This window comes from Paenibacillus sabuli, from assembly GCF_014705605.1.
GTDB classification, from domain to species: domain Bacteria; phylum Bacillota; class Bacilli; order Paenibacillales; family Paenibacillaceae; genus Paenibacillus_D; species Paenibacillus_D sabuli.
Genome location: NZ_JACXIZ010000004.1, coordinates 42433 through 65944, shown reverse-complemented (window position 1 = coordinate 65944; position 23512 = coordinate 42433). Strand labels below are relative to the sequence as shown.

Sequence of the window (23512 nt, the reverse complement as noted above, 5' to 3'; positions counted from 1 at the left end):
TGACGCACACTGGGGTGTGTATGCCTACCCCGAAGGAAGCAGACGTTTGCATACACACACTAGGGCGCAGCCTGCCAATCCAGAACCTGATTATCTGCCAACAGTCTCTGCCTCAGTCTCGCATATTCCACTTCCTGCACTGTGCAGTCCGAATCCAGTGCGAGCGCCGCAGCCACAGCCGCCGACTGCCCCAAAATCATGAATACCGGCTCCATACGAATCGATCCGAAGGCGATATGGGAGGCAGATAAGCAAACGGGCACAAGTAAATTCGTGCATTCTTCGCCGCGCGGTACGATCGCCCGGTACGAGATCGGGTATGGCGCGCTCGGTGATACTTCGACATTGCCTTCGTTGACGCAGCGACCATCCAGCACCAGCCGACGGCAATTGTGCGAGTCCATCTTGTATGCCGCCAGTCCGACCGCGTCGTCGACGACTGCGCGTCCGCGGCAGTGGTGCTCCGTCATGACGAGGTCCGATACCATTCGGCGACCTTCGCGGATATACAGCTGCGGTGTCCAATGCGCCGTATCCGGATACTCATCCGCCGGAATCCCCCACTGTCCGGCCTCCCGGCGGATCGGCTCCGGGACCCGTTCGTCGTTGGCGAGGAAGTAGAGCATGCCCGCATTGTAGCGATACATATCGCGGAAGAGACGCCCGCGCGTCGCAGCGTCACCCTCCGGCCAGTCGTCGCAACCGCCGACATAATCCGTCGAGACCGCGCCGAAGTTGTTAAGATCACTCTTGCCGCCCGGCATCATTTTGTGCAGGCGCATCGCGTCCCACACGCCGGACTCGAGGTAGCGGGCCAGCAGCTCGAATTGCTGCGGATCGTAGTCCGGCGGCTGCGGGAAGGGCAAGCGATTGGCGGGATTGTTGGTCAGACAGATGCGAAAATTGTACGCTTGCACGCTCGCATCCCCCGCCCCCTGCCATAGGACCGGCACGTCGCTAACGCCCGCGAGCAGACCGCTGTCCGGCTTGCCCGGCACCACGTACGGATCGACCCAAGTCTTGAAGTTATGATTCGGGTGGCCGTAATGCACGCCGTTCAGCGTTTCGCGGTACACCGCGTTCGCTTCCCGCCCGACATGAAAGGAGACGCCGGCTTGCGCCAGCAAATCCCCTTCGTACGTCGCGTCGATAAACATCCTGGCGGAGAACCGTGCCCCGCCGTGCATAATCAGGCCGGACAGCTTGCCGCTCTGCAGCTCGACCGATTCGAGCCGCTGCTCGAAATGAACGGGTGCCTCGGCTGCTTGCAGCCATTCCTCGAAGATGCGCTTGGCGACGCTCGGCTCGAATGTCCATTGCGTCCCGTCCGGCTCTCCGCTTCCGTAATGCCGCCCAACGGCCGTATAAAACTCGCGGGCGATTCCGCCGATCGCCGCCTTGTTGCCAATGTCGGTGGCGCCCAACCCCCCGCTCGTCAGCCCCCCGAGATGACTGCCGCTGTCGACGAGCACGACGCGCAGCCCCATCCTGCGGGCCTGGAGCGCGGCGGCCACCCCTGCCGAGCTCGCGCCGTAAATGCATAGGTCTGCTTTTACTTCTTTATCCAATTGCCTCACCTATTCCGATTCGATTTGGACCGCGAGCCCTTTCGCGGACTCCGCATTGCCCGCCACATCCGTGCTGTAATACTCCACCGTGTGGCTGCCGTCCGCGTCAATGATCAGCGGCGCATTATAGGAGCTCCACGCGCCGCCGCCTAGCCGATAGACGGTATCTGCTACGCCAGACCAATCGTCCGTCGCCACCATCGTCACCGTGACCGGTCCATCGTACACACCGCCCGACTCCGCACTCGCGCCAGGCAGGATAGTCGCCGTCGTCACCGGCGGCTCAGTATCCGGAATCGGATAGATCGTGACGTCGAAGGTATAATCCGTATAGCTCGTGTACGGCACCTCATCGGTCGGATCGACGAGCAGCACCGTCGTGCCGTTGGTGCGTAGCTCATTGCTGCTGATGACGCTGTCCAGCTCAAGCTCCGTACTGTCCACCGTGCTGGTTAGCGTACCGGCGATGCGCAGCCCGCTCAGCACGTTGTCGTAGACGGTGAACGGGAATTCCGCCGCGGAGACGACCATCCGAATCTTGCCCCCGCCCGAGCCCGAGCTGAGGACCTCCGGCTCGAGCGGCTCGAAATAGCCCATCTGCTCGCGCGGGTGAATCGTCACCGCGATCTCGTAGTCGCCGTAATCCCCGAACGGCACCTCAGCGGTCGGATCGACGACCAGTACCGTCGTCCCGTTCGTCCGCACTTCATTGGCCGCGAGGATGCTGTCCAGCTCAAGCTCCGTGCTGTCTATCGTGCTGGTCAGCGTGCCGGTGATGCGCAGCCCGCTCAGCAGGTTATCTGTGAGCGCGAACGGGAAATCGTCGGTGGAGACGACCAGCCGAATCTTGCCCCCGCCCTTGCCCGAGCTGATCACATCCAGCTCGATCGGATCGAACCTGCCCGCCTCGGGGATGACGATGCCCGCCCCTTCACCGTCATAGGCCTGTAACGTCCCTCCGCCGAGCTGCTCCACCTGGGCATCCGTCTTGGTCGCCTCAAGCGTATAGGTGAAGCTGTCCTCCGGATCGTCCACCTTGATCAGGAATTCGAACGGATAGCCGGTCTTCTCCACCGTCTGCGTCCCACCGCCCGTGTCATAGTGCATCGTCAGCTTGGTCGTCGTCTCCTCCATATCCGAGACGTACACGTAGGCGTGATACGATTCCGGGGAGATCTGAATGACATGCCCCTTGCCTCGCGTATGCTCGCTCACCGTATCGCGGAGCACGTTGGAGAAGGCAAAATTCGCATCTGCGTAGGCCGGCGCCTCTACGCCCGGCAGCTCCAGCAGGACGGAGCGAATGCCCTTGGCCGGAATCTCTACCGTGAACACGCCATCCACGACCGGCAGCGTCGCCGCCGTGCCATCGGCCTCATACACCGTCGCCGTACCCGTATAGACCGAGCCACCGGCGACCTTGTCGCCCAGATAGACGGCCGAGGTGACGGTTTGGCCGCTTTCGTTCATCAGCGCCAGTCCGAGCTTGCCGTCCTTGCGGGCGGCGAGGTAGTCGATATCTGGCGTATCCGGCTCGATGATGCCCCGATCCAGCCACAGCCACATGTCGTCATCGCCGTAGAATGTGCCTGGCGCATGGCCGAATTGATTCGAGGCGAAGTAGGCGTACCCCGACTGGACGATCGACGGGAAGGAGATATGGCGCTCCGACTTCGCCCATGCGCTATTGATCAGGAAGTCCTCCAGCATGGAGATGAACACCGGAATGTGATGGTAATAGATCGACGTATACTCCGGTCCGACGTATGGATAATCGTCCTTCATATGATGAAGCAGGCTGCGATCCTGGTAGTAGCCCGGATAATTGCCGAAGCGACCGATCATCGCGTTGCGCGCCATCGTCTCGAAGTACGGATCTCCGGTGTACTCGGACAGCTTGACGAGGTTGCCCGCCCAGTTGTTCATCGAGATAATATTGCCGCTGGTCGGGCTGCTGGTATGCTCGGTGCCCATGCCGGCCTTGGCGACCACCCAGCCCGGCGCCGTCTCCTCCTGCAGCGGGGGCCCGACCTCGCTCGGCGGCTTGGCCTCGCCGTCGATATTGCCCAGCCGCCAGCGCTCGCTGCCGTGCCAGAAGAAGGAGGACCAATCCACGCTGCGCTTACGCGCCGCCGTGTCCACGGGATCGACGGTATAACTGGATGTATCGTACCCATTGTGGTAGCCGGTCGTCCACACGCTGGTGGCCAGCAATTCGCCGCTTTCCTCGGCCGCCTCCAGATACTTGGTGTCGCCCGTCAGCTCGTAGGCCGCCAGGAACGCTGTCACCATCGGAATCGTATCGCCGTAGACGAAGCTGCTGATGAACGGCGTGTCGCGATTCGCCCCGGTATTCGGATTGTTCGCCAGGTACTGATCGGCCAGTTGCTTGGCCTTGTTCAGGTAGATTGGATCGCCGACATACTTGTACATCGCCGCCTGGTCGGCGACCCCGCTCAGATTGGCCGAGCCCGACGCCGCATGTAGCCCGGTGTCCAGCAGGAAGGGCATCCGCCCCTGCGTCATCTCGTACAATCCCCCGTAGACACTCGTCGTGTACCGGGTGACCGGTCCGCCGATGGCCGACGGCGGATCGGAGACATAAGAGTTCGCACCGCCCGTACTGTCGGTGTTTTTGAAGTGATAGTTCAGCCTGCTCAGCAGGAAGGCCAGCGTCGGCACGGCGCGTGTATCGAGGATGTCCTCGTCCTCGGTCAGCAGATAGCGCTGCACGGCCGCCATCGCATTGGACATCGTCGTCACGTCCTGCGCTTCCATATTGTAGTGCGCCATCTGCTCCGGATCCCAGCCTCCGTATTGATCGTCCAGCATCAGATCGGTGGCGTTGTAGATCGCTTCATTGACCGAATGGTAAACATTCGAGCGCAGATCGGCGAAATTGTACATCTCCTCGGTGACATGCTTGAGCGTATCGAACCATGACGCCGTGCGGTTAACGATCCGGTACGACACCTCGTAGTCGTCGCCGTCCTCGAACAGGCTGTCCGTCGTGCCAAACAGCGGTGCTGCGAATTGCGGTCGAACATGGCCGGTTTCATCCCGCAGCACCAGTCCGAAATGCGACGTGTCCGGATACGTATAACCCTGAGGCACGCTCTCCGGGTCCATGACGATGCCGCTCGTCAGCTCCTGGCCGGGGATCGGCGATTCGCCGGGGGAGAAATGCAAGCTCGCCATCGGCGTGAACAGGTAGCTCTCCGGAATCATTCCCGCATGGTCCGGGACGGCATGCTTGACGTAGAGCATCGGAGCGGTCACGGTATCGTAGTCCGCCTCGTCCACGCCTTCGCCGCTGTACAGCAGGAAGGAATACGCGCCATCCTCGGCGAACTCGGCATTCAGCGTCACCTTCGGATCATCGGTGAGCGCATCCAGCTCGAACGTGACCGTGAGGTCCGCCTCCGTATTCGGGAAAGTCAGCTCCACCTTGTCCGACCCAAGCTTCGTGTAATCGGACGGAATGAACCAGACGGGCACGCCCGAGTGGAAGTAATCGTCCGCAATCGCGCTCGCTTCGCCGCCGCCGACCGCCACGCGCTGCAGCACGCGGGCAAAATGGGTATCCATCCCTCCCAGCTCGGTATGCAAGGCGGACATCATCAGGAAGCCCAGAGCGTCGGTTTTGTCCTTGACCGCGACCCATTGCCCGCTCGACTTGATGAATATTTCATTTTGCACCAATGCGCCCTCCGTGCCCGTGCCTTGGTGGAATACTACCTTCACGGAATCGTTCTCGATGCTGTCGCTTTTGGACGGCGTCACATCGTCAGTCGCCCAGGCCGGAAATTCCGCCGAGGGCAGCCCCGAGAGCGGGTCGGCCGGCTCCACTATCTCCAGCAGGTCCCCTTCGTCCTCCGGCGGAACGAGGTTGAGATCATCGCTGACGAAGAAGCCCGCACTGCGCGCGTAAAAGCCAGAAGTGTCGAGCAGCGACAATTCGTGCACACCTGCGCTCAGCGTAAACACACCGACCTCGGACCAGCGAAAGCCCTCCTGCCCGTGATCGCCGAACAGCTCGCTGACAGGCACACCGTCCACGGCGACGCCGAAGGTCCGCGTCCCCGGTTGATTGGTGGCGAAGTCGCGATCGCGCACCCATACTTTATAATCGCCCGCGATGGCGATATCGAGCTCGGCAATCGCCGGCGACGGATCGCCGGCCTCCTCACTGGCCAATCCGGTCAAGTAAGTGCCGGTCAGCCGCCAGGAACCGAACGTCTTAAACAGCTTGGCAGGCAAATACGTGTGTTGATCGCCGGATGCGCGTACAGAAGGCGCAACGGCGCACAACGAGACGAACAAACATACAGTCAGTACAGCAGCCCATACTTTCTTCATCATCCTTCTCCCCCATCATTGCGAGTATGGTGAATCTGGTGAATCCGTACGGCGGCGATCCGCCGCTGTCGCTTGCGCGAAGCGGCGGACAGCCGGGCTTTGCACGTGCTTCCTGTACCCGAGGTACATTTACTGGGTCGAGCGAATATAATCGTTCATTTGCTCCATATACGCCTCTCCGCCATGCTTATACCAATCGTCGCGAATCGGCCCGAGCTGCTCCATCGGCAGGTCGCCGAGCATGATCCGAGTCGTGAGTTCGTCCCAGGTGAGCTTGTAATCCATGAATTTCGGCTCCCTGGCCGCCGCCGGCGTATGCCCCTGATCCAGGGACACGACAGCGGTATCCACCGCTTTTTGAATCCACGGCCGCACCAATTCCTTGTCCGCCTCCGTATAGCTCGTCGGATGAAGGAAGAAGTCCGGGTCGTCGTGGCGCCGCACGATATTGCGCTGCATATACATGGTGCCTGCCTCCGGACTGTAGACGCGCTCTCCGTTCTCCATCGTGTAGTGCGTGCCCTCCATGCCGTAGGACACCAGATCCCAGCCCTCGTCGGAGAGCAGGTAATCGAACACCTCCACCGCCTTCTCCGGATGCTCGGCGGCCGAGGTAATCGCCCATACGCCCCAGATGCCGGTGCCGTATACCCCGCCCTTCACTTCTCCCTCCGGACCTTGGACGAACAGATAGGTTAGCTCCGCTTCCGGGTTGAGCTTGTGCAGCGCGTCTTCCTTGCGCTTCACGTAACCGGCGAAGTCGCGGACGACGCCCGTGATGCCGCGTTCGAAGCGTTCCGACGCCGTCTTGTTGTCATTGATCGGCGAATCCGGGTCCAGCACGCCCGAGGCGTACAGATCGCGCGTGTAGCCCAGCACGTTCGCATACACGTCGCTGTTGCGATCGTATTCCGGCAGCGTATAGTCGTATTCGCCGCCTCCGTAGGCCTGCCAGCCGTAATGGCCCAGCTCCGAGGTCAGCACCGGTTGAAGAATCTTATTGGCATCGACGAACGAGCCGAAGCCGTACGTATCATCCTTGCCGTTGCCGTCCGGATCGTCGAACGTGAACCGATGCAGCATATCGGTGAACTCCTCGACCGACATTTCCGAATTTTCCGGCACCGGGATGCCGAGATTGTCCATCCAGTCCTTGCGCACCGTGAAGCCGTCATTGCGTGTAATCGAAGTGCGGGGAATGGCGTAGATGTTGTCGTCGCCCATCGTCTTCAAGGCTGACCAGGAATGCTCGTACGAGTGCGCCATCAGATTGTCGGCATCCTCCAGATAGTCATTGATCGGCACAATGACGCCGTCGTTGACCGCATTGATGTACATCTCGTTGTCTTCGCTGGGGAAAAACACGACGTCCGGCAGATCGCCCGAGATCAGCGTCAATTGCAGCTGCGACTCGTAGCCCGACGCCGGCGGCGCGATAAACTCCAGATTGACGTTAAGCGCTTCCTCGACGACGTCGACAAAGGCGCGCTGCGGATCGTCCTCCGGCACCTCCGCGCTGCCCAGCGTACTCATGATTCGAATCGTAACGGGCTCGCCCTCATCGTCGTTAACCACAGTGTTCGTGCCTTGCTGGTTCGCACTTCCATTGTCTTCTCCCGCCGCGTTGTCTGGATCATTCGCATTGCCCGAGCACGCCGTGACGACGAGCAGCAGCGCCGCGAGCAGGACGATTGCCGTCTTTCGCTGAACCGTTCTCATGCACCTGCCCCTTCCCCATCTGTTTTTTATAATAAAAGGCGAAGCCTCTTATTAACCATTGACCTTACCCTTTGACCGAACCGAGCATGATGCCCTTGACAAAGTACTTCTGCAAAAACGGGTACACGCATAAAATCGGGATCATTACGACCATAATTGCAGCATACTGCAACGTCTCCGGCATGACGTCGAATGCGCCCTGCTCGGCCAGATTGCCGTCCGCGCTCGTACTCGCCAGGTTGGCGCTGCGGATAATTTCGTTCAAATACAGCATGAGCGGCCACTTGTCCACCGAGCGGATGTACAGCACGGCGTTGAAAAAGTTGTTCCAGTACGTGACTGCGGTGAACAGACACAAGGTCGCGATGATCGGCTTGGAGAGCGGCACGACGATGCGGAACAGCACGTACGGCTCCGAGGCGCCGTCGATCCGGGCCGCTTCCTCCAGCTCCTCCGGAATATGCTCCATGAACGTCTTCATCAAAATCAGGTTGAACCCGGTAAAAAGCATCGGCATCACCAGCGCGGTCAATGTGTCCAGCAGACCCAGCTCGCGCATCAGGTAGAAGTTCGGAATGATGCCGCCGTTGAACAGCATGGAAAACACCACGGCCACCATCAGGAGCTTGCGTCCCTTCAGATACCCCTTGGAGAGCGGGTAAGCAGTCACAATATAGAGCAAGATGCCGAAAAAGACGCCGCACACCGTGACGATGATCGTGTTCAGGTAGCTCGACCAAAGGATCGGCTTGGACAGCATCTCCCGATAAGCCGCGAAGCTGAATTCGTCCGGCCAGATGCGTGTCGGATTTTCGATATAGGCGCTGTATGAGCTCAAGGACACCGCCAGCACGTTGGCGAACGGATAAAGCATGGCCATCGAGACAAGCACGATTAAGCCGTAATTGATGACGTCGAATCCGGTCAACCGTTTTAGGCTGCGCATAGCACGCCCCCCCTTTCCTACCAGATCGATTTTTTGCTGATTTTGCGCGCCAGCGAGTTGGCGCTCATGATGAGTGCGAAGCCGACCACCGCTTTGAACAAGCCGACGGCCGTGCCGTACGAAATGCGCCCCTGCTGCAGGCCGATCCGGAAGGTATAGGTCTCGAACACATCGCCCGTCGCATACGTCATCGGATTGTAGAGCAGATAGATCTGCTCGAAGCCATTGTCCAAAATATTGCCCAGCTTGAGCAGCAACAGGATGACGATCGTGGCGGCGATGCCGGGCAGCGTAATATGCCACATTTTCTGGAAGCGGTTGGCGCCGTCGATGGTAGCCGATTCGTAGAGCGTCGGGTCGATCCCGGATATCGCGGCGAAATAGATGATCGTCCCCCAGCCGACCTCCTTCCACACCTCCGAGCTGACAATGATCGAGCGAAAGTATTCCGGCTTCAGCAAAAACGCCACCGAATCGAAGCCCAGCGTATGCAACACGTAATTGACGATCCCGGTCGAAGGGGAAAGGAAGCTCATCACGATGCCCGCCATGACGACCCACGAAATAAAATGCGGGAAATAAATGATCGTCTGGGTCACCCGCTTGAACGCCAGATGGCGCACCTCGTTGAGCATGAGCGCGAGCAGAATCGGGGCCGGGAAGCCCCAGACAATCTGGTAAAAGCTGAGCAGCAAGGAATTCCGAAGCACGCGGTAAAAGTTGCTCGAAGTCAGCAGCGTTTCGAAGTGATACCACCCTACCCAATCGCTGTTCAGAATGCCCTTGGTCAAGCTAAGGTCCTTGAACGCGATGACAATGCCGGCCATGGGCACGTACTTAAAGAGAAGCAAATACGAGAAACCGGGAATCAGAAATATGTAGAGCCAGTAATGCCGTTTGAGGTATTGCACCGGATCACACCTTTTTTCTTCTGGTTTGTCTCTCTATTATAAAGAAGCCAAGGCAGGCGAAAAATCCGGCGCACCCTATGTTTTAGGGGGCTGTGAGAAGGTTTACATCGCGGCGTTTGGTAGGGGAAGGAATAGGTGGCGCTTCGACCTTGTCTGTGCACCACCTCGCGCAGCTTCAACGGCCGGGGCGCTTCGGAATACGCAGCTCGACCAGCGCTCCCTCGCCTTCCTTGCTGGCGATTCGCAGTCCGTACGCGCTGCCGAATACGAGCTTGATCCGTTGATTGACGTTGCGCAGGCCGATGTGCTCGTTTTCTTTGATCGGCGATTGCAAAAAGCTCTGATTGAGACGGTCGGCGACGGCCCGCGCCATGCCGACGCCGTTATCCTTGATTTTCAATACAATGGACTCCCGCTCCGCATAGCCGATCACGCTGATCGCGCCGGGTCTGCGCGAGGGCTGAATGCCGTGCACGATGGCGTTCTCCAGGATTGGCTGGAGCGTGAGCTTGATGACCGCGCAATCCAGGATGCTCTCGTTGACGAGCCACGTCACCTCCAGCCGGCCCTGTCTGCGCATCTGCTGCATCTGCACGTACAGCCGCGCATGCTCCAGCTCCGTCCGCAGCGGAATCATATCATCCTCCGTCATCAGGCTCAGACGCAGCAAGCGCGACAGCGTCTGGATCATCTCGGACACCTCGTTTTTCCCCTTCGTCAGACGCATCGCCCGCAAATTAATGGATTCCAGCGTGTTGTAGAGGAAATGGGGCTTGATCTGCGCCTGCAGCGCAATCGACTGCGATTTTTGCAGCAATTCGTAGCGCCGCTGGAGCTCCAGTTCCATCGCCTTTCGCTTTTCGTTCGAGTTGGCGAGCGCAGCGGATATGACGTTCACTTCGTTAAATTTGGCCGGACGACGTCGCAACTCCGCCTTGTCGCCCGGATGCAGCATCGAGAGGATGCCGCTGATCGGCCGGTAGCTCTGCAGCGACAAGATCATGGCGAACAGCAGGCTGGAGACGACGGCCAGGAGGACAAGATACGTCATGAACTGCTTGAATTTCACCTGCTTGGGATAATAGTGCTGCAGCGGCACCAAGGACACGTACCGCCAGTCTTGATAAGCGGAGGGCGCCGCCGACAACACCAGATCAGTCTCCCCGAGCCGGACAAGCCTGGACAGCGAGCCGTCGCCGATATCGGCGGCCGCCTCCGGATACAGATCGGCGAAGCGCCGACTCAACTGCCCGCTGTCCGGGCCGTAGACGATCCGGCCATCGGCGTCGAGAATGAACAATTGCTGCGTCCGGTCGTCCACGCCCAGCAGCTCCTGCAGCCGGGACATGTCGATCGAGATGAACAATACGCCCCTCCGGTCGGCGCTGTACACCGGCAATTGCCGGAAATGCGCCAGCGTATCGGGCGCCGCGCCAGCGGTACCCGATACGCTCTGCAAAAATTCGATCCATGCGCGTTCCTGCGTTTGCTTCTTCCGGTAGGCGTCGATCCACCACGCATTGTCAAACTTGCCGCGTTGTCCTCCGCTCGCCCCGGTAATGACAAAATCGCTGTTCTCGACATAGAGCGAGATGGCGCTGAAATTTGCGTTCGTCAGCTGCACCATATTCATTGACGCCTGAATGCTGTGAATCTTGTCGATCAGCGCCGGAGACAACGGGTAGCGGAAGTCCTCGCCCATGACCGAGGCATAATCGGAATAGCTCGCCATTTGAAACGAGACATTCGCCAGGCCGAGCAAGGTGTTGTCGATGGCGTCCAGCACACGAACCAGCTCCGTCAGATTTGAGCGCGTGATTTCATCCTTCAGCATTTCGTCGTTGTACTTGTAGACCGCCAATTGCACCAGTCCGATCGGCACCATTAGCAGCAGCACCGTCATGACAAAATAGCGCACCAGCACACTGTTGAACTTGTACGTGCGAATATCGTTCCATACGCTCCATCTTGCCACGGCGCTGCCCCATTTCGCTTGTGGAATCCCGAAGAATCGCTGACCTGGCTTCTAAACGGTCGGGTCCGGTGTGCAGGTTCCGGCGACAGTCGCCCCGTCGGCCAGCGTGATCGTATAGCGATACGGTCCGCGCGCAGTCATCCGGAAGCGCGACTGCGCCAGATCGTAGTCCAGCCAGGCGAACTGGCCCATATGCTCCAGCCGCACGCGCAGCGGCTGCGTCACCACATAGCCGCCGACGGCCAGTCGCCCGCTGGACGGCAGGACAGGCGGCGCCGCGTGCCGCCGGCGATTGTCCTCCGAGGCCTGCAGCATCATCGTCCGCTGCTGCTCACTCATCCCATCCTGATGCCCTTTGCCGCCTACACCGTGCAAGACGTCTAGCTTGGCGAGCCGCTGCTTGCCGCAGGCGCGCAGCGTCTCCATGTACGCACGGCTATGCGACACCGGCACCCGGATATCGTGCTCGCCATGCGCCATATAGAGCGGCGTCAGCAGATTTGGTGCGAGCGCGCAGCCGCTCCTGGCGCGATACCGCTCCGTGTCCTCGGCCGGGGGACCGCCCACCCATACGTCCAGCTCGTCGCGGAATTCGCCCGTCTGATCCTGCTCGTACCATGCCGCGTAGTCGGACATACCGTAATACGCGGTCGCCGCCGCGAACAGATCGGGGAACTTGCCCACGGCGGCCATCACATTGCCTCCGCCGCCGCTGCCGCCTTCGAGATAGACGAGCTCGGGGGCGCTGATCCACTGCGCATATTCCGCTCGGACGAACTGCACCGCGTCGTAGAGATCCATCAATTCCAGACCGTTGCAGTCCGGCCGCCCGTCCGAGAATGCCCGTCCCCGCATATCCACCTGGACCATCAAGTAGCCGTTGCCGGGCAGCGGACTGTCCCTGCGCGCCGGCGCGGGCATGCTCATGTGCCAGCCATGCAGCTGCATCAGGACGGGACCGGGCCGCTGCGGCTTGATCACGTTGACCCCGAGCCGGATACCCGGAGTCACCGATGAAGCATGCTTGCGGAAGTCCTGGTAGGGCGAGACGAATTCCGCCATTTCGGTACGCGCTTTGAGACGAATGTTGTCCTCGTATTGTTCGAACATGGATTTCCCTCTCCTTATTCCATAGGCTGCTGCCCATCGCGATATTCGCTCGGCGTGACGCCGACGTGCCGCTTGAACAGCTTGTAGAAGTGCTTGATATCCTTGTAGCCGACGCGCTCGCAGACCTCGTAGATTTTGAGAGCGGAAGTCCGGAGCAGTTCCTTGGCATGGCCCAGACGCACCTCCAGGAGGTAGTCGGAGAAGTTTTTTTGCGTTTCCTGCTTGAATAGATGGCCGAAATAGACCGGATTCAGGTAAATTTGGGCCGCCACGACCTCCAGCGAAAGATTGTCCATGTAGTGATCGTGAATATACGCCTTGGCATGACGAATGGCATATTTGCCGTCGCTCTTTTTCGGCACGGCTTGCGGGGGAGGCGTCACACCGGTGTTCGGCGCCGCCGCATGCGGCTTGCGGCAGGCGTCCAGCAGCGGCGCGAGCATGTCGAATCGCTGCGGCTGCTCGACTGCCGCGCGGATGCCGGCAATTGAGGCGAACCGCCGCATCGCCGGTTCGATCGCACGCAGCCAGGCGTCCGTCTCGGCTGTATGCCGCGACTCCTCCGGGCCGCCATCGGCTCCGCCGGCGGAGAACACGACCGCCTGGAACGCCTCCGGACCGGACCGTTCGACGAAGACGGGCCGGGCCGGATTGGGCGTGCCGAGCGCTTTTTCCAACGCCATCTTGCAGCTAGCGCGATCATGCTCCGAGAGCGGGGCGCCGCTTTTTTTGGAGAAGCCCGCGTGCAGCAAGAGGCATGGCCCATGCCCCGCGCTCGCGCTCCAGCCCTGCCGCTGCATCTGCCGGACCACTTCCTCCGGCCCCATCTCCGTATGGAACAGCAGATAGGCGATATATCCGCGATCGCGGTCCTGGTTGCGCTCTTCCTTGCGCCGCGCGGCCTCCCCGGCCTGATCGAGCTCCTCCTTCATCGTCCGGAACACCTTGTACAGCTCGTCCAGATCGGTCGGCTTCAGCAGGTAGTCCTTTACATTGTAGCGGATCGCTTCCTTGGCGAGCTCGAATTCCTGGTAGCCGCTGAGCAGCACGACACGGGTCCGCAATTTCCGGCGATGGATGTACGCAGCGATGTCCAGGCCCGATTGGAAGGTCATCTTGATATCGCTCAAGATGACGTCGACTTCGAACTTTTGCAAATACGCAATCGCCTCCTGCCCGTCCTCCAGCGTGCCGATTACCTCGAACCCGAGCCCGGACCAGTCCACGATTTCGGGCAACACCTCGCGCACCTCTTCCTCGTCGTCTACAAGCAGCAGGCGATACGTCATGCCGCGTCCCCCCTTTATCCGAGTTGCAACGTACTCTTTCGGCAGCGTTCGTCATATTCCTCTTCCATCTTCCATTTTGATATCGTTTTCACAAGACGAAACGGCTGACGCCATCCTTTGGCGCCATGCGGGCACCGCCAAGTCTATGGTAAACTAAAACCGAACAAGTCGATTGGCATGCTGGAGGCGTCGCAATGAACCAACCACGCTATCCCCGTACTCCGCTTCATGAAACCATTGCCGTGAATCAGCTCGTGTCGCTGCACTACTTTGAGTTTTCCAAGGATTTTTCGTTTGAAGGCGAGAAGCACGACTTTTGGGAGTTTGTGTACGTCGACAAGGGTGAGCTTGCGGTGTTTGCCGATACGGAGGGGTATGTGCTCAGGCAAGGCGACATGATCTTTCACCAGCCGAACGAATTCCACGGCGTGTGGGCCAACCGTATCACCGCGCCGAACGTGATTATCTTGTCCTTCGTCTGCCGCTCGCCAGCGATGGCTTTTTTTGCGCACAAGATCATGACGCTCGCGCCCGCGCACCGGGAGCTGCTGGCCGAGATCGTCCGCAATGGCTTCGCGGCGTACGAGCCGCCCTACGACGATCCGCGCAATCACACGCTGGTGGAGCGCGCAGATGCTCCGATCGGAGCGGTCCAGCTCATCAAAATCCATCTCGAGCTGCTGCTGCTCCGGCTGCTGCACGCGGAAGGGCTGGCCCGCCGCGAGCAGCGGCGGTCGCGGACGGTCAGGAAGCGCAGCGAAGCCGATCTGGTACAGCGCATGCGCACCTATATGGAGCGCCATCTGCACGAGGACCTGCAGCTCGAGCAGATCTACCGCAGCGTCAACCTGAGCAAGACGCACGCGCTTACGCTGTTCAAGGCCGAGACCGGCCAGAGCATCATGAAGCACTATCGCGCTCTGAAGATCGAGCGGGCCAAGCAGCTGATCCGCGAGGAGCGGCACACCTACACGGAGATTGCCGGGTACCTGGGCTACAGCAGCATCCACGCCTTTTCCCGACAATTCAAGTCCGTCACCGGCATGTCGCCCTCGGAATATGCGCATACAGTCAAGGCGAAGCTGTGAAATTAATGAATCTCGGCGTCGAGCGGCTTCCAAAACGCGATATGCAGCATACGACCGATACCGCGATCAGCCACTTTCTGTAACGCTCTGCTTCTACGGCAGCAAGCGCTCCGTCGTCAACCGCGGCCAGGCGCGGCATTGCGTGAAGCCTTCGGCATACGCTTTGCCGCACTGCAGACCGCGGAACTTGGATACGGTGCGGACAAAATCGAGAAAGTCGATGCCGTCGTGCTCGCGCAACCATTTAATCTGACTTTGGTGACAGTCGTTCATTTGAATCTTCAGCTCCATGTAATCGGTGATGTCCACGTACTCCGTCGGCAGCGAGCCTACGCCGGCGAGCGTGTCCATGTAATAGATCGGCACCACGCCGTCCTGCGCCGCCGATCCGCCCTCCGTCTCGTAGTGCGGCACGGTCGCCGCAAAGCTGGCGTCGAATACGGCGCGGGACACCTCCATATGGTCCTTCATGTAATCCTCCGGCGGGTGGGTGATGATATAAGCCGGCCGGACCCGGCGAATGAGCGCCGTCAGCTTGCGAATCAGCGCATCCGTGTCCTGCTTGACGCCCAGATCCGGCTCGTCCAGGCTGATCACCTCCGCGCCGATCAGCCGCCCCGCCATCTGCGCTTCCTCGCCGCGAATACGCCGCAGCTCATCGGGCGCGATGACGCGATGGCCCTTGTCTCCGCTCGCCACATGCGCCATCGTGACCCGATGTCCTGCAGCTGCCAGCTTGGCGAGCGTACCGCCGCAGCCGATCTCCAGATCGTCCGGATGGCAGCCAACCGCCAATACGTTCATCATGGCGCGCTCCCCCTTTCGTCGCTCTCTTATTTGTCCATGCACGGATAACCTCATTGTAGCGATGCCGGAGCGGCGTTGCTTTAGCCATTCGAACGTTATGTTTATCAATTGGTAGATGTGATTGCTGCTGGCAGGTGTTGTGCTGGAGCGGATCGGGTAGGATAGTGCTCCTTGGTCCGTCTCGGTTCCGCTCGCGTTTGCCTTGGTAGATTGAATGGTCAACGCGCTCTGGCTCAGGATGCTCGCCAGAATGCGATCGAGTCGTGCGGGGGAGAGCAGCCGATTGCGGAGCAAGCGAGACCCTGGAAGCGGCGATTTTTTTGTCGATGAACGGGAAGGCCGCCGAGGCAGTCGCGTTTTACGAGCAGCATCTGGGTGCGCACCGCAGGTGCGAATGAAGGTGACCTACGAAGAGATGGCGAGGATGGACCGGACGTTTACCCATGTGGAGAAAGATCGGCATCGCATTGCCCATTCGGTGCCGACGATCGGCAAGACGAAGCCGATGCTGGCCGAGAGAGGTCTCGGGCCGGTCATCCCCCATCCGCCGACCGCTCGCGCGCCGCGAGCCGGGCGGCGACCGCCTTGGCGAGCAGCAGCACGACCAGCAGACGCGCCATCTGGTAGGCCGTCACATGCGACAGATCGGCATCCAGCGCCAGCGCAGTGACGGAGACTTCGCCGAGTCCGCCCGGCGCCAGCGACAGGAACCAGGTGAGCATCGAGATCGGCGTCAGCTGCGCAAGCCCCCACGCGAGCAGCACCGTCACAGCCATGAGCAGCAGCGAGGTCAGCACCGCCAGCGGGCCGAGCCGCTTGTTCTCCAGCAAGAGCCGCAGCCGGACCCGATTGCCCAGGTAGCTGCCGAACAGCCACTGGCCGGCGCCGACCAGCGGCTCGGGCGCCTGCGGCCAGCCCCAGCCCGCGATCGCCAATCCGCCGACGAACAGCAGCGGGCCGAGCAGCTCCCCGGCGGGCAGGCGGAGCCGGCGGGCCAGCCAGGAGGAGACAGGCACGAGCGCGAGCAGCGCCCACGTCCCCCAGCCGAATGCGGCGCTCCCAGCCGCGCCGTCCGCAATACTGGCGACACCTGACGCGGCGGCTGTCACGCCCGCCGCGCCATCAGAGTCGACTACCGCGCGATGCCCCAGCAGCGCATGCGCCGCCAGCAGCGGCACGGCGTACAGTACCACAATGAGCCGCGCCGTCTGGATGAGCGCCACCGTACCGACGTCGGCCCCCTTGAACTGTTCGGCCATGTAGACCATCTGCGCGAGCCCGCCCGGTACGCTGCCGAGCAGCGCGCTCGTCCGATCGACCTGCGCGCGCCGTGCAATCGCGAGCCCGGCCAGCAGACAGAGCACGAACCAGAACACCGCGGCCAGCACCATCCACGGCAGCTGCTCCAGCATGAGCCGGCCCGTCTCGCCGTCCATCCGGCGGCCGAGCGAATACGCGATCACGAGAATGCCAAAGTCGCCGCACAGGCGCGGCCAGAGCGCCAGACCCGGCCGCACGGCATTGAGCACCATGAGCGCCAGCGCCGGTCCCAGCATCCAGGCAAGCGGCAGATGCAGGAGCTGGAAGAGCGCGCCGCCGCAAAGGCCGATGCCCGCCGTCGCCGCCAGCCTGCCGATGGTGTCGGGCAAACGGTGTCCATCCTGCCTGCCCATCATCCGAGGCCGGGCAGGAAGAGCGAGATGGACGGCACATAGGTGATCAGGACGAGAATCACCAGCGAGACCGCGATGAACCGCATCAGGCCGGGCAGCAGCTCGCGCAGCGTAAGTCCGGTCACACTGTTGCTGACGAAGATATTGAGCCCGAACGGCGGCGTGAAGGTGCCGATCGCGAGATTGAGCACCATGACGATGCCGAGGTGAATCGGGTCGATGCCAAGATTGAGCGCGGCCGGCAGCACGAGCGGCGCCACGACGATCAGCGCGATCGACGCGTCCAGGAACATGCCCACGACGAGCAGCACCAGGTTGAGGAAGAGCAGGAAGGTGAGCGCAGTCGAGAAATTGTCCGTAAGAAAGGCGGACAGCGTCTGCGGCACTTGACCGATCGTGAGAATCCAGCTGAGCGAAGAGGCCCCGGCTATCAGGATCATCACCTGCGCCGAAGTGACGGCCGAACGCAGACAGAGCTTGTACAGCCCCTTGAGCGAGATTTCCTTGTAGACGAACATGCCGATCAGGATGGAATACAGCGCCGCAACGCCCGCCGCTTCGGTCGGCGTGAACGTACCCGAAAATATGCCGCCGATGATGATCACCGGCACGAGCAGCGCCCACCACGCCGAGCGGGTCGCGCGGCCGAGCTCGCGCGCAGTGGCGCGCTGCGCGGTCGGCAGCTTCTGCATTCGGGCATACAGATACACGTAGAGCAGCACGCCGCAGCCGAACACGACGCCCGCGCCCAATCCGGCCATGAACAGATCCCCGACCGACGTATTGGTGGCCGTCGCATATAGAATCAGCGTAATGCTGGGCGGGATCAACAGCGACACCGAGCCGGACTGGATGATCAATCCGCTGGCGAAGTTGCGCGAGTAGCCCTGCCGGATCAGCTCGGGATACAGGATCCGGCCGATCGCCACGACCGTCGCCGGGCTCGAGCCCGACAGCGCGCCGAACATCATCGACGCAGTCTGGGTCGCCATTGCCAGACCGCCGCTGAGATGGCCGACGAGCGCCTTGGCCCAGGCGATGATCCGACCGGACAAGCCGCCAGCATCCATCGCGTTGGCGCTGAGGATGAACAGCGGCAGCGACATCAGCACGAACTTGTCGATGCCGCCGAATGCCCGCTGCACGGCCATCATCGGGGAGATATCAGTGAAGAAAAGCAGCGCCAGCATCGTCGACAGAATGAGCGCCACGAAGATCGGCACGCCGATGACCAGCAGCGCAAGCAACAGCACGAACAAAAAGCCAATCACGTCTTCTCCCCCTTACTTGCCGCGAAGGGCAGCCGAGTCTTTCACCGTCCCTGCGGACGCCAAATGCGAATCAGACGATACGCGTAACGCAGTGCCATCAATATGCCGGACACCGGAATGATGCCGTAGATCACGTAGATCGGGATACGCAGCGAAGGCGTCCGCTGCCCCGTCTCCATGCTGAACTGACTCGTACGCCAGCCGTAATACGCGAGCAGCACGCTGAACAGTAGCGCCACCAGGCAGATGAACGTGGCCAGCGCCTGGGCGGAGCGCCCCTTCAGTACCTGCGGAATGAGGTCAATGCTGAAATGCGCGCCTTCGCGGATGCCGATGCCCACGCCCAGGAACGTAATCAGAATGAAGAGATAGCGAACCGCCTCTTCCGACCAGGTGATGCCGCCGCCGGCAGCCCGCAGCGCGACATTGACGCAGACCAGCAGCGTTGCGGTCAGCATCGCCGCCGCCAGTATGCCTTCCTCGGTATAACGCAATAGCTTCACAGGACGCTCCCCCTTCCCTGCTTCGGCGCTGCCCGGTTACTGCGCCCGAATCAGATCAAGCAGCGCCTGCTGCTCGCCGCTCTGCACCAACGCATCGTGAAGCGGCAAGGACAGTTCGCGGAATGCGTCGATCTGCTCCTCGCTCAGCGTGTGGAGCTCCATGCCCTCTTCCTCCAACTGCGCCAGCAGATCGGCCTTTTGCTGCTCGTATTGCTCGCGGTAATCCGCCGTCACCTCGTCGTGCGCCTCCTGGATGATCGCCTGATGCTCTGCGGAGAGACCGTCGAACCACGCTTTGTTCACCGTAATGATATTGAGCTGATACGCATGATTCAGCATCGACAGATGCTCCTGCACCTCGTACATTTTGGTCGAATAGATGGAATCGACCGGATTCTCCTGCGCATCGGCCGTTCCTTGCTGGAGCGCGGTATACAGCTCGGCGAAGTCGATCGCCACCGGCGTCGCCCCCCAGGCTTCATATTGCTTGACCAGGATGTTGGACGGCACGACCCGCATTTTCACCCCGCGCATATCCTCCGGCGTCAGCAGCGGCTTATTGGAGGTCAGCATTTTATAGCCTTGCGGCCAGAAGCCGAGCGCTTTGAGGCTATAATTTTCAAAGGAAGCCAGCACGGCATCCCCGACCTCGCCTCCCAGCAGCGCCTGGATCTCATCCTCGCTCGTCGGCATGACATACGGATATTGGAGCACCTCCAGCTCGGGCACGAAGCCGCTGTAGACCGAGTCGATGCTGCGCGTCATCTGGATGGCGCCCATCTGGGTCGATTCGACCAGCTCCCGCAGGGAGCCCAGCTGCGAATTCGGGTAGATCTCGATCACGATTTCGCCGCCCGATTTCGCCTCCACCAGCTCCTTGAAGCGGTAGGAGCCCTGGGTCAGCGGATGATCCTCCGCCAGCGGCTCGCCGAATTTGACCGTGACCGTCTCGCCGGTTGGCGCGGCATTGGCTGTGTCTGGTCCGTTATCGGCGGCATTTCCCGCATTCGCGCTGTTCCCGCCATTCATGTCGGAGACTCCTCCCTGTCCGCCATTGGAGGAACCCTCGCCCTCAGAAGAACCGCAAGCCGCCAATACGAACATCAGACCCAGCACCAGCAATAGTCCTTTGACCTGTTTCATGAACCCCATCCTCCATTTCGTTCCTGTTTACATCATGAAGCTCAAATTGCCCAAGTACGCCTCGCCCGACAGCAGCATGATTTTTTTGGCGCGAATGCGCCACCCTTCCTCGCCGGGCACGGGCACGAGCACGTGCTCGCAGCGTCCGGCATATAGCGTCGTCTGTTCGCGACGCAGCTCCGTCACGAGGAAATTCGAGGCCGCTCTCGTCACCGCCCCCTCCCCCTCGATCTCCTCCTCGATCACCAGGTTGGTGATGAGATGGATGGTCTTGGAGGCGGGCATTTGCGCATAGGCCATCGAGCCCAGCAGCCGCGATACCCGGTCGCGCAATCGCTCATAATCGTCATAGATGATGTTGACACGCAGCTCGGGGTCCTCCCGACCGTCGCCGCAAGGCATCCAGTAGATCGCGTCCGGCGTGAAGAGCTCGAGCCAGGCCGCCCAGTCGCCGCGATCGAGCAGCTCGGCTTCGTAATACAGGAATCGCTCCGCCGACATCGTTGCAGTTGTAGTCGTCGTGATGGCCCTCCCCTTCCTTCGGTTGTCCCCCCGTTATACCGTCCTGCCCGCGCTATAGCGGGCGCGCGTCGGCTCTGCCGACTATCCCCCTGCTGTCATCAACCGCCGCCACTCCCGATACAAAGAGCGGAACGGCACCTCATCGCTCGGATGCGAGCAGGCCAGCCCGTTCGCATCCGGCTGCTCGCGATGCAAGCCGCGCCGCATCGTCAGCCGCGCCCCGTCCCCTGCTCCGGCGAGGCCTTCCGCCACGCGATCGAACGCCACCTCCAGATCGTCGGCGGTGCCTTGTCCGGCCGGACCGTAGAAGATCTCGTGCTTGCGCAGACGGGCTGCGTTGTCCGCGTCGCTGCTCGCCTTGCCCAGCATCGGGTACAGCGTTACCTTCGTCGCCCCTGCCGACACCGGCTCGATGACGCGAATCTGCGAGCCGAGGATGCCCAGATTGGGGAAGACAAGGAGAATGAACGGCAGCTCGCCGATGCCGAAGTCCGCGTCCATATGGTAGATCGAGCTGCCACCGCCCAGATCGTTCACCCGCTCGACCTCGTACTGCTTTTTGAAGTTGATGCGCTTGCCCATTTTTTTGCCCAGCATGTCGAAGAAGCTCTGGTGCGTAATGCTCGCATGATACGGATCGATCGTATTCTCCAGCTGCAGCTTCCAATTGTTCGGGTAGGCGTAGCGCTGCGCGCCTGCCCGGAGCGCGATGCCGCCCGGCGCCGAATCGGCGGTCTGATCCAGGTACGGCAGCACATGCCGCAGATGCTCCTCCAGCGGTGGCGCCGCCTCGTTCATGCTGGCGAATACGAAGCCGCGGTAAGCCGCTACGCGCGGCGCCTGCGCCAGACCGAGCTCGCGCTTGTCCAGATCCGGGCCATAGCCGTCCTGGAAGGGCATGCCGATCAGCTCGCCCTTGTTGTTGTACGTCCAGCCGTGATAGGCGCAGCGGAAGAAATTCGCGCTCCCGCACGGCGTCTGGCACACACTGGCAGCCCGGTGGCGGCACCGGTTGAGCATCACCCGAATGACGCCGTCGTCCGCGCCGCGGGCAACGATGACTGACTGTAGCCCGAGACGGGTCGTCTTGTAATCGCCGGGGCTCTCCAGCTCGCTCTCGTGCGCCACATAGACCCACGTGCGATTGAAGATCCGCTCCATCTCTTCCTCGAACACCGCCTCGTCGGTATACATCCGGCCGTTGACGGCCTCGCCGTCGAACAGCCCGTCCGCTCTTGCCGCCTCCATCGTCAGCACCTCCTATTCGTTGACAATTGCGACATGGATGCAGCCATCCTTGCCGAAGGCGTGAATATCCATGGCGCGCGCCGCCTCGTCGACAGAGAAGGCGTGCGAGATCATCTTATCCAGCGGATACTTGCCCGATTCGATCAGTTTCAGCGCCGCGCCGACCGCTTTTTTGGGCCGACCGAGCACGCCCTTGATCGTCAGCAGCTTATACGTAATATTGGTCGCGATCATGTCCTGCGTCGGACGATGGTCCGAGCCGGAGTGGACGACCGTGGCGCGCTCGCCCGCGAGCTCGACGGCGGTCGCCAGCTGCTGCGGCGAGGTCGAGGCGTTGATGACCGCGTTGGCCAGCTTGCCATTCGTGACCTCCTTGATCTCCTTGACGAGATCCTGCGTGTCGGCATAGAAGGTGTGGTCCGCACCCAGCTCCCGCGCGATCTCCAGGCGCCGCTCGTCCTTGGACAGGCCGGTGATGATGATGTTGCCCGCGCCGGCCTCCTTGGCCGCCACGACCGAGGCCAGTCCCATCGGCCCCGGCCCCTGAATCACGACCGTGTCGCCGACCTGCACGCGGCCGACATGCACCCAGTCGATGCCGTTGGAGATCGGGATGAACAGCTGCAGCAGCTCCGCCGAGGCCTCCGAATCGATCTTGTGAATGATCGAGTGCGGGTGCAGGTACATGTATTCGGAGAAGCCGCCGTACAGCGCGGTGCGCGGATCGTGGATCGACATCGCGCCGTAGCGCGTCTCGAAGCACTGCCGGTAGTTGCCGGTCAGGCAGTTGTCGCATTGGCGGCACGGGATATACTCCTCGACCGCGATCCGGTCGCCCGGCTTCAGCCCCCAGATGCGAGCCGCCTCGTCGCCGAGCGCCTCGACCCGGCCGATGATCTCGTGACCGAGCACGTTCGGCAGCTGATACATGCCGTTGCCGCCGTAGCGGTAGGCTTCGCTGTCGAAGCCGCATACGCCGCAGGATTCGATCTTCATCAAGCCCTCGCGCTCGCCGATCTCCGGAATCGGGAATTTCATGATCTCGACTTTTTCCTTCGCGGTCAGGACGGCCGCAGTAGAATATTGCTGCATGTTGGCATGCTCCTCTCGAGTGCAAAGATATGACGCGATTCGCGCTTTGTAATCCGGCGTTCTTCTAGCCGTCGTTCATTCCGGCCGCCATCTCGTCAGCGACGGGTCGAGCAGATCACGCAGGTCCTCGTGCCGGCTCCAGGCCAGGCATTCCAGCTCGAGCGGATCGAGGGAGCTTGATTTTCCGGTACGCAGATCGGTGATCTTGAGCCGGTCTCCGCCGCCCGCCGTATCCCTCTCCACCCGCACATATCCGAATTCGCTGCGCAGTACAATTGCATGGTCCAC

Annotated in this window: 18 protein-coding genes; 1 reads left to right on the top strand and 17 read right to left on the bottom strand. The window is 61.1% G+C overall.

Features of this window, described 5'->3' with window-relative positions:
- Positions 1-59: 59 nt before the first annotated feature.
- The 8 genes from IDH44_RS01265 to IDH44_RS01230 all read right to left on the bottom strand — a co-directional run bounded on the left by IDH44_RS01265 (position 60) and on the right by IDH44_RS01230 (position 13877).
- The gene (locus tag IDH44_RS01265) at positions 60-1577 is read right to left on the bottom strand and encodes an FAD-dependent oxidoreductase (RefSeq protein ID WP_190913935.1); all 1518 of its coding nucleotides are present in this window, start codon (positions 1575-1577) and stop codon (positions 60-62) included.
- Positions 1578-5927, bottom strand: a complete 4350-nt coding sequence (locus IDH44_RS01260) for an OmpL47-type beta-barrel domain-containing protein (RefSeq protein ID WP_190913933.1) — start codon at positions 5925-5927, stop codon at positions 1578-1580.
- Between the two features lie 129 nt (positions 5928-6056).
- Positions 6057-7646, bottom strand: coding sequence for an extracellular solute-binding protein (locus tag IDH44_RS01255; RefSeq protein WP_190913931.1), 1590 nt, complete (start codon positions 7644-7646; stop codon positions 6057-6059).
- A gap of 64 nt (positions 7647-7710) precedes the next feature.
- Positions 7711-8592: a carbohydrate ABC transporter permease gene (locus IDH44_RS01250; protein ID WP_190913929.1), complete on the bottom strand. Its 882-nt coding sequence runs from the start codon at positions 8590-8592 to the stop codon at positions 7711-7713.
- A gap of 17 nt (positions 8593-8609) precedes the next feature.
- Complete coding sequence (locus IDH44_RS01245) at positions 8610-9503, bottom strand: ABC transporter permease (protein WP_317890085.1); 894 nt, start codon at positions 9501-9503, stop codon at positions 8610-8612.
- 175 nt (positions 9504-9678) lie between these two features.
- Positions 9679-11478 carry a sensor histidine kinase gene (locus IDH44_RS01240; protein ID WP_190913928.1) on the bottom strand — a complete coding sequence of 600 codons (1800 nt, stop codon included), beginning with the start codon at positions 11476-11478 and terminating at the stop codon, positions 9679-9681.
- 51 nt (positions 11479-11529) lie between these two features.
- The gene (locus IDH44_RS01235) at positions 11530-12588 is read right to left on the bottom strand and encodes an alpha/beta hydrolase family protein (protein WP_190913926.1); all 1059 of its coding nucleotides are present in this window, start codon (positions 12586-12588) and stop codon (positions 11530-11532) included.
- 14 nt (positions 12589-12602) lie between these two features.
- Positions 12603-13877: a response regulator gene (locus IDH44_RS01230; RefSeq protein ID WP_190913924.1), complete on the bottom strand. Its 1275-nt coding sequence runs from the start codon at positions 13875-13877 to the stop codon at positions 12603-12605.
- A gap of 194 nt (positions 13878-14071) precedes the next feature.
- On the opposite strand from IDH44_RS01230, the gene IDH44_RS01225 reads away from it, so the two are divergent.
- Positions 14072-14965: an AraC family transcriptional regulator gene (locus IDH44_RS01225; RefSeq protein WP_190913923.1), complete on the top strand. Its 894-nt coding sequence runs from the start codon at positions 14072-14074 to the stop codon at positions 14963-14965.
- 93 nt (positions 14966-15058) lie between these two features.
- Here the strand turns inward: IDH44_RS01225 and IDH44_RS01220 are convergent, their stop codons facing one another.
- From IDH44_RS01220 to IDH44_RS01180, 9 genes are all read right to left on the bottom strand, one after another.
- Positions 15059-15772 carry a PIG-L deacetylase family protein gene (locus IDH44_RS01220; protein WP_190913921.1) on the bottom strand — a complete coding sequence of 238 codons (714 nt, stop codon included), beginning with the start codon at positions 15770-15772 and terminating at the stop codon, positions 15059-15061.
- A gap of 533 nt (positions 15773-16305) precedes the next feature.
- Complete coding sequence (locus IDH44_RS01215) at positions 16306-17421, bottom strand: AbrB family transcriptional regulator (protein ID WP_190913919.1); 1116 nt, start codon at positions 17419-17421, stop codon at positions 16306-16308.
- 23 nt (positions 17422-17444) lie between these two features.
- Positions 17445-18716 (bottom strand): TRAP transporter large permease, encoded by a 1272-nt coding sequence (locus IDH44_RS01210; RefSeq protein WP_190913917.1) that lies wholly within the window; start codon positions 18714-18716, stop codon positions 17445-17447.
- Positions 18717-18757: 41 nt separating this feature from the next.
- Entirely contained in the window at positions 18758-19219 is a 462-nt protein-coding gene (locus tag IDH44_RS01205) for a TRAP transporter small permease (RefSeq protein WP_190913916.1), read from the bottom strand.
- Between the two features lie 36 nt (positions 19220-19255).
- Positions 19256-20362, bottom strand: a complete 1107-nt coding sequence (locus IDH44_RS01200; protein ID WP_190913914.1) for a TRAP transporter substrate-binding protein — start codon at positions 20360-20362, stop codon at positions 19256-19258.
- A gap of 27 nt (positions 20363-20389) precedes the next feature.
- Positions 20390-20863, bottom strand: coding sequence for an aromatic-ring-hydroxylating dioxygenase subunit beta (locus tag IDH44_RS01195; protein WP_190913912.1), 474 nt, complete (start codon positions 20861-20863; stop codon positions 20390-20392).
- Between the two features lie 102 nt (positions 20864-20965).
- Entirely contained in the window at positions 20966-22132 is a 1167-nt protein-coding gene (locus tag IDH44_RS01190) for an aromatic ring-hydroxylating oxygenase subunit alpha (protein ID WP_190913910.1), read from the bottom strand.
- Positions 22133-22144: 12 nt separating this feature from the next.
- A complete protein-coding gene (locus IDH44_RS01185) occupies positions 22145-23224 on the bottom strand; it encodes a zinc-dependent alcohol dehydrogenase (protein WP_190913908.1) in 1080 nt (359 codons plus the stop codon).
- Positions 23225-23299: 75 nt separating this feature from the next.
- The gene (locus IDH44_RS01180) at positions 23300-23512 is read right to left on the bottom strand and encodes a hypothetical protein (RefSeq protein WP_190913907.1); all 213 of its coding nucleotides are present in this window, start codon (positions 23510-23512) and stop codon (positions 23300-23302) included.